Below are 13,436 nucleotides of genomic sequence, written 5' to 3' on the forward strand. Positions count from 1 at the left end.
CCCGATTTTCTCCGAAGCAACAGTTTGAAAATTTTAACTGTGGCCACAACGTTTTGCCTGCCTTCCGCAGTTACTGTGTTTGCGGCACCGCTCTATCCGCAAAGTATGGTAAAAACAGTACCGCTGCGCATTTCCGGAACGGTTACAGATGAGACGAACCAACCCGCGCCGGGTGTGAGTGTGATAGTGAAAGGCAGCACAACCGGCACCGTAACAGATGCAAACGGAAAATACACCTTAGCTGCCGAACCCGGTTCCAGCCTGGTGTTTACTTATATCGGCTACACCCGGCAGGAAGTAGTGGTTGGCAACAGGCAGCAAATCAACATTAAACTATTACCGGCAAACACTATGTTGAACGAAGTAGTGGCGATTGGTTATCAATCAATTAGAAAAAGCGACGTGACGGGAGCTATTTCCAGCGTAAAAGCCAGCGAACTGAATCTGGCCGCGCCAACTTTAGGCCAGGCTTTGGTAGGAAAAGTTGCCGGTGTACAGGTATCGCAAACCAGTGGCGCACCATATCAAAGCACCAAAATCCGGGTCCGCGGTATCGGTTCGTTCAATGCCAGTTCTGATCCTTTGTATGTAATTGATGGTTATCCGGCCGGAAATGATGTGTTTATCAACCCGGATGATATTGAATCGGTTGATATTTTAAAAGATGCGGCATCGGCAGCAATTTACGGATCACGTGCTTCCGGCGGTGTGGTTATTATCACCACCAAACATGGCAAAGATGGCAAAGGTAAGTTTGAATATGATGTGCAAACAGGTATTAGTCATTTGGCACACAAGGTAAAACTATTAGATGCCGATAGTTATGCGCAACTGGTAATAGACGGCCGTAACAACACTTACCACGATTTATGGGTGAACTCCGGAAAAAGCTGGACCGACGCTATGTATTCTGATAATAATGCCACAAGGGTGGCCAATGTTAACAATGCTTCTTCGGTACAAATCCCGGCTGATATTTACAATTTTGCCACACAGGGTTTGATACACCAGACTGTAAACACCGATTGGCAGGATGAACTTTACCACAATGCCTTTTACCTGAAACACAACTTGTCGTTTTCCGGCGGCGCAAGTGGTGTAAGATATTTTATAAGCGGTGCTTATCAAAACCAGGCTGGGATTATCCATACCACCGGTCAGCAGCGTTACAATTTCCGCACCAACATAGATGGGGATGTAAGCAAACGGTTGCATGTTGCTGCCAATATTTCGTACACACAAAACACTAATCAGGAAGTGCAGGAAGGCCGTTTTGACCACGGACCAATTTTGGGTGCACTGATTTACATGCCATATTTCCCGGCTTATAACGCAGATGGCAGTTTGGCGACCAATACGGCTGCTTCGCAATCTGCGGCATACGGTTATCAATCTATTGAAAACCCGGTTGCTTTGGCCGAGCGGACTAAAATAAACCGTAAAGGACAACGCGGCACTTACAATGCCACGGCCAGTTATTTGATTTTGCCCGGGTTTACTTTTAAAGCCAATTTAGGTGCACAAACTTATAACGAAAAGTACGATTATTATCTACCTACAACTTTGAGCAGCGGTGCCAACCCGCCGGGATCAACGGCTGCTATTGCTGCAGCAAATGCAATGGCACAAACCATTTCGCAGGTAGATCAATTAGGCGAATTCACCTTAAATTATAACAAGCAACTTGGCAAACACCGGTTAGATTTGCTGGCCGGTTATACGGCGCAGCAAACCACCAGCGATATTTTAAGTGTTACGGCACGCGGTTTCCAGAATGACAATATCCCGGAAATTACGGCCAAAGGTGCAGGGGATGCCAACTTTTTTACCCTAAACAATGCATCTGGTAAATCCGTAAATACGTTACTTTCTTACTTAGGCCGCGTAAATTATAATTACGCAGGAAAATATTTTTTCACCGGTTCTTTCCGGGCTGACGGGTCCTCACGTTTCGGCCCGCTGAACAAATATGGTTATTTCCCTTCTGTAGCTGGTGGCTGGACGCTGTCCGAAGAACCTTTTTACCATAATCTGTTAGGCGCACAATCAACCATAAAACTGCGTGCAAGCTGGGGTTTAAGCGGAAACTATAACATCCCGAATTACCGTACCAATCAAACATTGGCCAACCCAACCGGCGTTGTTTTTGGCAATAATACCATTGTAACGGCTACTTATCCAAACGGTATCCAGGATGCAAAACTAAGTTGGGAATCCACATCGCAATATAATTTTGGTGCCGATATTGGTTTGCTCAAAGGTAGGTTATCTTTAATTGCCAATTACTATTTAAGCTATTCTTACAACCTGCTTTACAACCAGCCTATTTCTGCCATATCCGGCAGCACTACTATTTTAACCAATTTGCATGATTCCCAGATCCGTAACAACGGTTTGGATTTGCAATTGGACGGCCGCGTAATAAGCAGTAAAGATTTTAAACTTAACCTGGCCGGTAATATTTCCATCAATAGAAATAAAGTTACCAAACTAAGCAACAACAACACGATTATTATCAATGGTGCCGAGCGTTCTTACCTTACAAACATTACGCAGCAAGGCCAGCCGGTTGGTATGTTTTATGGTTTTAAAGTTGGCGGAATGGTAACTTCGCAAAACATCAATTCTGTCCCGAAATCGGCATCATCTACCAACCCGGTAAAGCCAGGCGATTTGTATTTTGTGGATACCAACGGTGATGGTGTTGTAAACGATGCGGACAAAACCATTATCGGTACGCCATATGCCAAATTTACTTATGGCTTTAACCTCAACTCTACTTATAAAAAGTTTGATTTTAATGCTTCTTTGAACGGCTCTTATGGCAATAAGGTGCTTGACGGGCAGGATTATTACCTATATAACGGAGAAGGTTCTGGCAACCAATATGCAAATGTGGCAGATCGATATCGTAACGCCGCCAACCAGGGCGACGGCTCTTTTTATCGTGCTTCGCGAGGTGGTACTCAAAGCAATAGTACCCGGCTTTCCAGCTTTTATCTGCAGGATGGTTCGTTTATCAGATGTACAGATTTAACGCTCGGTTACACTGTCCCAACTTCATTATCTAAAAAACTAAGCGTAAGCAACGCCCGCATTTTTGGAAGCGTGGTCAATGCTTTTACCATCACCAAATACAAAGGTTACAACCCGGAGGTTGATTACAATTATTCCAGCAGCACTTCCAACAATACGCAGCCACCAAACCTGGCCCCCGGGATAGATTACGGTGTTTATCCGCTCGTTCGATCGTATAATCTGGGTGTTAGGGTGGTTTTTTAATAATTTATTTCAGAAGATTTACATGAAAAATATATCGATAAAAACAGCATGTTTAATGCTAATATTAGTTACGGCAACATCCTGCAAAAAAAGTTTCCTTGAACAAAATGATCCGAACGCAATTGCTTTAAGTGCTGATTTCCGTTCGCCAAACGATGTGTCACTGGCTGTTAACGGCATTTATCAATCCCTCCGCAGCAGCAATAATATTGGTGAGAACAGCGGATTATGGACAGATGAACGCTCTGACGATACCGGCCGGAATGATAATCAATCCAACGCCGGCGAACCTTTTCAGTTCAATAATTTTTCATTGCTGCCGAGTAATACTTATTTAAAAAGCCACTGGGTTTCCCTGTATGGAACAATTTCAAGGGCCAACGTGGTACTAACCAATATTGATCAGGTTGCTTTTCCAGATCCGAACCTGAAACTGCAATACACTGCCGAAGCCAAGTTTTTACGCGCGCTGATGTATTTCCATTTAGTACGGCTTTGGGGTGATGTACCCTTGGTTACCAGCCAATTAACTACGGCCGATGATGTTGCGGCCAGCACTTTCCGCGAAAAACAAGCCACCGTTTATGCCCAAATTGTAGCGGATCTAACTGATGTTGTCAACAACAGTCCGTTGCCCAATTTACAAACAGGTGCTAACATTGGCCGGGTTTCTAAAGCTGCGGCAAACGCTTTATTAGGTCAGGTTTATTTAACCATGGCCAATACGCTTGACCAAACCAACCGAACCACTAACCTCAACAATGCCAAAACCTATTTGATGAATGCTTACAGCATGAAAACATTTACCAGTTTAAGCAGCATTCCTTACACTGATGTTTTTGATGTGAACAAGAAGTCAACCTGTCCGGAACTTATTTTTCAGATTGTAAACAAACAGGGCGATGCCACTTACGGTTCAAGCATAGCTGCCAATAATCAGGCTAAAGGCGAAACCATTAATTCATTATTGGTTTCTACCGGGACCGGCGGTAATGTGAAACACGATTTAATCAACGAATACGAAACCGGCGACCCGCGAATGGCTTATTCGGTAAAATTTGCCAATGATCCGATTGTTAAGGATTGGTTTATCACCAAATTCCGGGATGCCAGCCCGGCTGCAGGCAATTTGGGGTATGGAGGGAATGACTGGAACCTGATCCGTTATGCAGACGTGATTTTAATGCTTGCCGAAGTGAATATGTATTTGGGCGATAACGCAACCGCAATACAATACCTGGACATGGTGCGCACCCGCGCCGGGATGCCAACGTATGCTGCTTCTATGGCCAATGCTTCTTTTAGCAATAAGTTTTCAACCCTAAAACTGGCCATATTGCACGAACGCCGTGTAGAACTGGCGTTTGAACATCATCGTTGGTTTGATCTGCTCCGCTTTTTTACTACCGATGAACTGGTTGCTTATTTTAAAAGCAAACCGCAGGCAGATTATGGAGCTGCAGTTATAACCAACTTTTCTGCAAAAGATCGGTATTACCCGATCCCATTTGATGAGTACAAGCTGAACCCTGCAAAAATGTATCAAAACTCAGGTTATTAAAAAACAACTTTTTGCAAGTTTTTAAGGAGGAAGAAATTCCTCCTTTTTGTTTATCGCTAAATTTGATGCCGGTTCAAATTTCCAACAGAAAGTTAAAAAATGCTTCTTTTATGGCCATAAATTTTGTTTTATAATAATTGCTGATGGAAAACCCTTCAAAAACCGCCAAATTTTAGGTGATAAAAGAAGCATGTCAGTATCATTAAATATAATCCAAACAGGACTTAAGCACAGTTTACATTTTCGGCCAAAATAAATCAATCCAGCCAGCAAACCCTTTGCCGGTTTAATCACTTAACACATCATCAATAAAAACAAAAATCACAATGGAAAACATGGACGATGCCGCAATTATGGCGCACATTAAAACGCTTACCGAGCGGCAGGAACAGTTGTACGGTAAAGAATTACTGACGGACGATGAAGTTGCAGAACTGCATAAAATCAAACCGGAACAGGATCAATACTGGGATTTGCTGCGCCAGCGCCGCGCGCTCCGTGATGCCGGGGAAGACCCAAACCGTGCCGCCATGCGATCAGAAAAAACAATCGAAAACTACGAAGAGTAAGCGGTTTTGACTTGAAACAATTGTTGCATAGATTTTTGGCAAGTTGATTTTTTGCTGAAAATCCATGCTTCTTTTACCGCCTGTTTTTTTACCTGACAATCAAAACCCAGCCGGATTTCAATATTTTGTTTTCGTTGGAGATTTTGTAGAAATAAGTCCCAACGGGCAGCGGTTGTCCGTTATATGTCCCGTCCCAGGGATTATTGTTGCTCATGTTCCTGAAAACCTGTTGTCCGTAACGGTTATAAACTTCTGTGATGCTCGCCGGAAAAGCTTCTAAAGCCGTAATGTTCCAGGTGTCGTTCACGCCATCGGCATTTGGCGAAAAAGTGTTGGGCACAACTAATTCCTGATAAACCTTTACGTTCACAGAATCCACCGTTTCGCCGCAGCCCAAAGCAGAAACTGCATGAAGCGTGTAGGTGGTGTTTTCTGTCGGCGAGGCCAAAGGCTCCAATGTATTGATATTTGTAAGATTGGTGGCGGGCAGCCAGTAATACGTGTAATGGTTCCCCAATATTTTCCCCGACAAACGGACTGATTTCCCGGCAGTTACTTTTTTGTCCGGCCCGGCAATGGCAACGGGCGGTTTGGCAACAGTTATGGTTACCGAATCGGTATTCACACAGCCGTACTGATTGGTAATTTCTACCCTAAAAACAGTAGTGATCAAAGGGTTGGCAACCGGATTGGGAATGGTATTATCAGACAAGCCCGCAGCCGGATACCAGCGATAAGACACGCCACCACTTGCATTTAAAACGGTACTGCTTCCCTGGCAAATGGTAACGTTGGCACCGGTATCAAAACCGATTTCCGGATTTAATGTGACCAGCACAGAATCCGTGGCAACACAACCTGCTGCCGAAGTAAGCATAACATAATACCAACCAGCCTGTGCAGCATTAACGTTTTTGATAACCGGGTTTTGTGCTGAAGATGTAAAACCTGCCGGGCCGCTCCATTTGTACAATGCTGCTTTTGCAACCGATAAATTTAAGGCAGAACCAACACACAAAGGCGTATTTGCAGCTACTGCCGGAACTGGTTTTGCATTGATTTGAACACTTGCCGTATCAGAAAAAACCTGACAACAGGCCAAATCTTTGTTTTTTTCCTGCACACTGTATAACCTGTACTGGTAAAGCCCCGGCTGGTCGGTTTTAAAATTTAATTGTATGGAAGTTGAGTTGGCACCGGCCAAATCTTTCCAGCCCGAACCATCGCTGGTATTTACCTGCCATTGATACGCAGGGTTTTGATACGCCGCAACTATGTTGGTGCCTAATTGATATACAGCATCATCGCCCTGGCAAAGGGTTAAAGTCTGTGCCGAATTTTGTGTGCTAAAAGAAGCATTCAAATCAGGCTGGCAAGGGCGTACGGTAATATCATCCAAAGCCAAATCATTGCCATCACCACCGGGGGCATTGTTGATGATTTTGATCACAATATCTGTTTGCTGTAACGGCGTGGTAAAATAAAGTTTGAAATTGCGCCATTCGGGTGTGTTTGTTGTAGGGATATCGCCTGAATTGAAAGTGTTCAGCACCGTTCCGGAACTGGTTTCTACCGATAAAGTAACGTTGGCATCAATGCCTTTCAGCAAATCTTTGTTCAATAAACTAAGCAGCCAGGCAGATAACTCAAATGTGGTGTTGGGGCAAAGTCCGCTTATTTTATTGGTGTAAAGGATATCCCCAACCGCGGCACAATTAAAAATCATCATGTAGCCGTTTGTATTTCCGGTATGGTCGTTCACAGAAAACCACTGGCTGTAAAAACCGGCCGTGTTGTTTACGATACTGTATTGTTTGTACAGCAGCCCGTAAGTAGAAGTGTAAATATAATCTGTTTCGGTAAGCGGCAGCGGGTTTCCCCTGTCGGTGCCTGCCCCAAAATCAACCTTAAACACAGGTTCACCCAAAACGCCGTTGCAGGTTTGTGCCTGGCAAGGCAAAATAAATACCGATAAAAACAGTATTATCAGTTTAAGACACAAGCTGTTGGCACACAAAAAACGCTTCATCACCGCACGCAACAAGTTTTTATAAAAATAAAATCGATACCGTTTGGGTTTACGGAGCAGATCGACAATTGGTTTTACAATACTACAAAATTGCTTTAAGTATGATTGAAAAATTAAATCTATAAGTAAACCACTTTCGGTTTTGTAATGATAAATTGCAAAAAAACCGATTTGACCCACACAGCACGGCCGGAATTTTACAACGTATACTGTTTTTACCAGGGTAAATTTGTAAGAACAATGCTTAAAAACGGCTGTTTAACCTGCTTAAAAACCATTCAATTTGCCCTATAGTTTACCGGTATTAAAACAGAGTGCCGCCTTGCGGTACTTCACCTTTTTTTATTTATATGCCATGCAGGGCATCCCTGCAGGATTTGCCCTGACCGCATTGGCTAATTTTTTGATCGGTAAAGGCGTAACCGCGTTGGCAGTAGGCAGTTTTGATGCATTGATCGGTGTTCCATGGATATTTCAGTTCATCTGGGGCGCGCTGATAGACCGGTATCAGTTTTCATTAATGGGCCACCGCAAACACTGGATTGTGTTTTCGCAGTTTCTGGCACTGGTCACTACGCTATGTTTATTGCTGATTAAAAACCCCGTTGCAGAACTGAAACTTGTTACTGCCATATTTTTTGTGCACAGCATTTTTGCCTCCATACAAGATGCCAGTGTTGATGCCGCGGCAATTGCCATGGTGCCGAAGCAGGAGCAGGGCCGTATCAACGCTTTTATGCGTTCGGGCTTGTTGCTTGGAGTTGCCGCCGGTGCCGCCGGATTTTCAACTTTGATGCACAAGTTTGGTTTTTTTTATGCGGCTGCCTGCCAATCGTTTTTGCTGTTTGTTTTTACGGTACTCACTTACCTTACCAAAATTGACCGGTCTGATTCGTACATGCCTTCCTTCAACCTAAAAAATGATAAAAAAAATCATGGCGCAAAAACTGAAAACCCTAACTTAAAATGGCTTTTTACACAGTTATATAATGGCATCGTGCACAAAAACAGCTTGAAAACATTCGGGATGATTGCGCTGGTTTATCTGTGTTTAAGCATCTTTATCCGTTCTTACACTTTTCAGCTTATTCATTTTTTGCATTGGGACGATAACCAGCTTTCCGTTTTGCAGGGCACCTGGGGCAGCATGATTACCATCCTGGTCACGCTGTGCGGAGGGATTATTGCAGACCGGATTGGTGCCGGTAAATTACAATTTTTGGTGATGATTGCTGTGATTACGTTCTTTTTAGTGTTCAGCAGTTTGGGGCACTTTTGGGCAAACCGAACTGTAAGCACCAGCGGCGTGATTATCTACAGCATGGCCGATCCGCTTTTTAGTGTGGCCGCCATGCCGGTGTTGATGGCATTGTGCCTGGCCAGGGTAGAAGGGTCGCAGTTTACGACTTATATGGCGATTGTAAATCTTTGTGATGTGATTGGTGCTTATGTTTCAGGTTGGGGGATGAGTATTACAACCGCACCGGTTATTGGTTTTATCTGCGGAGTGGCAATGCTTGTTGCTTTAGTCCTGCAAAAAATCCGGTTCTCAAAACAAAACTTTTCAATTTAAAACAGAAACAGGTTGTGTTTCTGAATATGTTTTGGTTTAAAGTTGACTAACATCTGTTTAAAATTTGTTAAATACGTTTTATATGCTTCTTTTATTACCTAAAAAATGATGGGTTTTATTTTAAATTGATGCAGGCACTAAATTTTATAGGGTAAAAGAAGCATTATACTTTTTTAACGATAAATTTTAAACACCTTCTAAGATAAAAAACAAACAACTGCAGAGTTCAAATTGGTTTTATATACTTATCCTTTTGATAAACCTGTGCAAAATCAGAACTTCAGGAAATCAAATTGTCCTGATTTATTATCCGGTTTATCAAAAACTTCAATGCTTCTTTTATCACCCTAAAATTAACTTTACCTGACATTTGCCTTCAACCAAATATCCCGTAAAAATGTATTTTTGCACAAACACCAAAACAATATGCCTCAAGATACCGAACACGTACAATGCCTGATTATTGGTTCTGGCCCGGCTGGTTATACGGCTGCCATTTATGCGGCTCGTGCTGATTTAAAACCTGTTTTATACACGGGGATGCTGGCTGGTGGCCAGCTGACGCAAACTACAGAAGTGGAAAATTTCCCAGGTTATCCGGATGGCATCCAGGGGCCGGAAATGATGGAACAGTTTCAAAAACAGGCCGAACGTTTTGGCACCGATATCCGTTTTGGCTATGTAAGTGCTGTCGATTTTTCGAGCCGCCCGCACAAAGTAATTATTGATGAAGTGAAAACGATCACGGCAGATACGGTGATTATTTCAACCGGGGCTTCTGCAAAATGGCTTGGCTTGGAATCTGAGCAGAAATATAATGGTTTTGGGGTTTCGGCTTGTGCGGTTTGTGATGGTTTTTTCTTCAAAAATCAGGATGTGGCGATTGTTGGGGCCGGAGATACCGCCGCAGAAGAAGCTACTTATCTGGCCAAATTATGCCGCAAAGTGTATATGATTGTGCGTAAACCAGAGTTTCGTGCCTCCAAAGCAATGATAAGCCGGGTGCAAAACACGCATAATATCGAGATCATTTATAATTCTGAAACACAGGAAATCGTAGGCAACGGACAAACCGTTGAAGGTGTGCGTATCAAAAACAACCAAACGCAGGAAGAGCGTACTTTGGACATAACCGGCTTTTTTGTGGCAATTGGCCATCACCCAAACACTGATATTTTTAAACAGTATATTGATACGGATGAAGTGGGCTATATCCTGACCAAACCCGGCACTACGCAAACCAATATAGAAGGTGTTTTTGCCTGTGGCGATGCGCAGGACAAAGTTTTTCGCCAGGCCGTTACCGCAGCCGGAACCGGTTGTATGGCCGCGCTGGAAGCCGAACGTTATCTGGCCGCCAAAGAGGTGGAAGTTGAAGCCTGATTTATAGTTGATAGAAAACACACAAAGCTTCTATGCTGCCAAAAGCACAGAAGCTTTTTTTATAAGCATAAAAATGATGACGAACCCAAATTTTGCCGGCAATGGTATTTTTAAATATTTGTTTTTGCTGATAATTGCAGCGGGGATAATTGCTGCCGGGATTTTCTTCCTAAAGGATAAATTATTCGGTTCTAAAAAAGAGTTTCACGAAGATGTGATGGTGCAGAAAATTACGGCGATGGGCAAGCTTGAACTGGTAAAATATTCCATGAAAGATGTGATTGAGCAAAAGGAAATCCGTTCAATTTTGCCGGATAAACGCATTTTGTTTGTGGCCGTGGGCGAGGTAACTGGCTGCATTGATTTGATGAAAGTGCAAAAAAGAGATATTGTAAAAGTTGGTGAAGATTCTGTTACGGTAACCTTGCCCCAGCCGGAAATCTGTTATGTAAAATTAGATCACCAGAAATCCAAAGTTTACGACGTTTCCGGCACCTGGTTTAATGCCGATGTGCAGGACATGGTGGAAGGGATTTACAAAATTGCCGAGCAGCGTTTGTTAAAAAATGCCGCAGATATGCAGTTACTGCAAAAAACCAGGCAAAATGCCGCCCTGATTTTTAAGCCGATGCTGGAAAATCTTTCGGGCAAAAAAGTAGGGTTGATTTTTAAGTAAACACTTTGTACCCAAACACATGCGGTTGCCGTAAGCGTAACGTTTTTTGGCTTTTGATCGATCCTGATAAATGAATTTTAAATATTGCCGGTTTTTCTTCCTGCTGCTGTTTTTTGCTGCAAAAACTTTCTCCCAAAACACCGGTCCGAATTTAGGTTTGATACCTGCGCCGGTTTCTGTTAAAATAAAAACAGGCCAATTTTTACTGCATAAAAGAAGCATTGTGCAATCCGGATTAAAAGATGACCGGGCAGTTGTTTTTTTGAACAGGTATCTGCAAAACTTTCAAAACAACCCTCAAAGCAATGATACGGCAACTTCTGTTATCCAGCTCACTTCTGTTGGTGCTGATACCGCAAATTCCGAAGCGTACCGCCTCAGCATCAGCCCTCAAAAAATCACGGTTATTGGTCGGGACGCAGGTTTGTTTTACGGCGTGCAGTCGCTGATCCAGTTGCTGGCCGATGCAAAAGCCAACGGCACTTATGCTATCAATTGTGCCGAGATTGAAGATTATCCGCGTTTCAAATACCGCGGTATGCACCTGGATGTTTCGCGGCATTTTTCCCCTGCTTCTTTTATCAGGCAATATTTGGATTTGCTGGCTTCCTACAAAATCAACACGTTTCACTGGCATTTAACGGATGATCAGGGTTGGCGTATCGAGATCAAAAAATATCCCAAACTAACCGAAGTTGGCAGTGTGCGCGCACAAACTTTGATCGGTAATGCCCATGCACGGCCAAAACAGTTTGACAACACGCCGTATGGCGGTTTTTACACACAGGACGAAATCCGGGAGATTGTAAAATATGCTGCCGAACGTTACATCACCATCATCCCCGAAATAGAAATGCCAGGCCATTCGCAGGCGGCTTTGGCGGCTTACCCGGAGCTGGGTTGCAACTCCAAAAAAGCTTACAAAGTAGCCGAAACCTGGGGCGTTTTTGATAATGTTTATTGCCCGTCTGAATACACATTTAGTTTTTTGGAAGATGTTTTGACCGAAGTAATGGATTTGTTCCCCTCAAAATATATCCACATCGGTGGGGATGAAGTGCCGAAAAGGATCTGGCATAATTCTGTTTTTTGCAGAAATCTGATCAAAAAGCTGAAGCTGAGAAATGAGCACGGCCTGCAAAGTTATTTTATTGGCCGGATTGAAAAATTTTTAAATGAACATGGCCGCAACATCATCGGCTGGGACGAGATTTTGCAAGGCGGACTGGCACCAAACGCTACGGTGATGAGCTGGCGCGGCGAATCCGGCGGGATTGCAGCTGCAAAACTAAACCACGATGTCATCATGACTTCGCAGTATAATGGTTTGTATTTTGATAAAGCACAAAGCAAATCCGATCAGGAACCAGCTTCCATCGGTGGCTACGCGCCTTTAAAACTCACTTATTCTTACAACCCGGTTCCGGCGGTTTTGGATTCCGACCGGCAAAAGTATATCATTGGTGTGCAGGCCAATTTGTGGACAGAATACATTGCCACTACAACAAAAGCAGAATATATGCTGCTGCCGAGGTTACTGGCTTTGGCAGAAATTGCCTGGACACCGCTCGCCAATAAAAACTATCGTGATTTTGCCGAAGTACGTTTGCCGCGGCATTTGCTGCGTTTGGATGCGGCCGGTATCAATTACCGCGTGCCAGAACCTTTTGGTTTGAAAGATTCGCTGACTTTAACGCCAAACATTACTTATGCGCTGAAACCTTCTGTTGCCGACAGCCGGATTTTTTATACGCTGGACGGCAGTTTTCCAACAGAGAAATCACTGGTTTATAAAGCTCCGATACCAATCAATTTAGAAAAAAATCAGCTTAAAACACTGCAAACTTTAGAAATTACGCCTTGCGGAAACCAAAGCATTGTTGGCAAAGCCATAATTTACTATCGACAACCATTTTTGGCAATTACAAAATTGGATACCCTGCACGAAGGTTTAAAATTTAAAGTTTTAAGTGGAAATTTTGTCAATCTTGCCCAAACAGACAGTGCTTTGGTTACCGATTCGGGCACAAACAAAACTATAAACGTATCGGCCTACAAAAAAAACAATGCAGGTTTTGGGGTGATTTATCAGGGTTATCTGCGGATAGATCAAGACGGCAATTACAATACCGGCCTCACTTCTGATGATGGTTCACAATTATTTCTGGACGATCAGTTGGTTGTTGATAACGATGGCAAACACGCAATTTCAAACAAAACCAGCTTGGTGCCGCTGCAAAAGGGCTATCATAAAATAAAAATTAAATATTTTGATGCCGGGGACACCGCTACATTAAGAGTTTACTTAAATTTAGCCGGAAAACCACAGACAGAACTTCCACCAGACATTTTATTTAATTGAT

Annotated in this window: 8 protein-coding genes; 7 read left to right on the forward strand and 1 reads right to left on the reverse strand. The window is 43.2% G+C overall.

Annotated elements, in window-relative coordinates; translation table 11 throughout:
* Positions 1-24: 24 nt before the first annotated feature.
* The 3 genes from ACOFKR_RS08420 (at position 25) to ACOFKR_RS08430 (ending at position 5,412) form a co-directional block, all read left to right on the forward strand.
* The gene (locus ACOFKR_RS08420) at positions 25-3,282 is read left to right on the forward strand and encodes a SusC/RagA family TonB-linked outer membrane protein (protein ID WP_419803577.1); all 3,258 of its coding nucleotides are present in this window, start codon (positions 25-27) and stop codon (positions 3,280-3,282) included.
* 55 nt (positions 3,283-3,337) lie between these two features.
* Entirely contained in the window at positions 3,338-4,843 is a 1,506-nt protein-coding gene (locus ACOFKR_RS08425; protein ID WP_419803578.1) for a RagB/SusD family nutrient uptake outer membrane protein, read from the forward strand.
* 326 nt (positions 4,844-5,169) lie between these two features.
* Positions 5,170-5,412: a DUF2630 family protein gene (locus ACOFKR_RS08430; RefSeq protein ID WP_419803579.1), complete on the forward strand. Its 243-nt coding sequence runs from the start codon at positions 5,170-5,172 to the stop codon at positions 5,410-5,412.
* Positions 5,413-5,500: 88 nt separating this feature from the next.
* Here ACOFKR_RS08430 and ACOFKR_RS08435 read toward each other — a convergent pair whose 3' ends face one another.
* Positions 5,501-7,441, reverse strand: coding sequence for a gliding motility-associated C-terminal domain-containing protein (locus ACOFKR_RS08435; RefSeq protein WP_419803580.1), 1,941 nt, complete (start codon positions 7,439-7,441; stop codon positions 5,501-5,503).
* Between the two features lie 322 nt (positions 7,442-7,763).
* Here ACOFKR_RS08435 and ACOFKR_RS08440 point away from each other — a divergent pair, with 322 nt between their 5' ends.
* From ACOFKR_RS08440 to ACOFKR_RS08455, 4 genes are all read left to right on the forward strand, one after another.
* Positions 7,764-9,014, forward strand: a complete 1,251-nt coding sequence (locus tag ACOFKR_RS08440; RefSeq protein ID WP_419803581.1) for an MFS transporter — start codon at positions 7,764-7,766, stop codon at positions 9,012-9,014.
* A gap of 426 nt (positions 9,015-9,440) precedes the next feature.
* The gene (trxB, locus tag ACOFKR_RS08445) at positions 9,441-10,397 is read left to right on the forward strand and encodes a thioredoxin-disulfide reductase (protein ID WP_419803582.1); all 957 of its coding nucleotides are present in this window, start codon (positions 9,441-9,443) and stop codon (positions 10,395-10,397) included.
* Positions 10,398-10,470: 73 nt separating this feature from the next.
* Positions 10,471-11,073: a DUF4230 domain-containing protein gene (locus ACOFKR_RS08450; protein ID WP_419803583.1), complete on the forward strand. Its 603-nt coding sequence runs from the start codon at positions 10,471-10,473 to the stop codon at positions 11,071-11,073.
* 70 nt (positions 11,074-11,143) lie between these two features.
* On the forward strand, positions 11,144-13,435 hold the full coding sequence (locus ACOFKR_RS08455; RefSeq protein ID WP_419803584.1) for a family 20 glycosylhydrolase: 2,292 nt from the start codon (positions 11,144-11,146) through the stop codon (positions 13,433-13,435).
* The last annotated feature ends 1 nt before the right edge of the window (position 13,436 follow it).

It is taken from the genome of Mucilaginibacter sp., assembly GCF_965201005.1.
In the GTDB taxonomy this organism is placed as follows: Bacteria; Bacteroidota; Bacteroidia; order Sphingobacteriales; family Sphingobacteriaceae; genus Mucilaginibacter_A.

Excerpts from the sequence above, each read along its gene's own strand:
- ACOFKR_RS08425 (WP_419803578.1), top strand. The coding sequence starts at position 3,338 with ATGCTAATATTAGTTACGGCAACATCCTGCAAAAAAAGTTTCCTTGAA.
- ACOFKR_RS08430 (WP_419803579.1), top strand. The coding sequence starts at position 5,170 with ATGGAAAACATGGACGATGCCGCAATTATGGCGCACATTAAAACGCTT.
- ACOFKR_RS08435 (WP_419803580.1), bottom strand. The coding sequence starts at position 7,441 with ATGAAGCGTTTTTTGTGTGCCAACAGCTTGTGTCTTAAACTGATAATA.
- trxB (WP_419803582.1), top strand. The coding sequence starts at position 9,441 with ATGCCTCAAGATACCGAACACGTACAATGCCTGATTATTGGTTCTGGC.
- ACOFKR_RS08450 (WP_419803583.1), top strand. The coding sequence starts at position 10,471 with ATGATGACGAACCCAAATTTTGCCGGCAATGGTATTTTTAAATATTTG.
- ACOFKR_RS08455 (WP_419803584.1), top strand. The coding sequence starts at position 11,144 with ATGAATTTTAAATATTGCCGGTTTTTCTTCCTGCTGCTGTTTTTTGCT.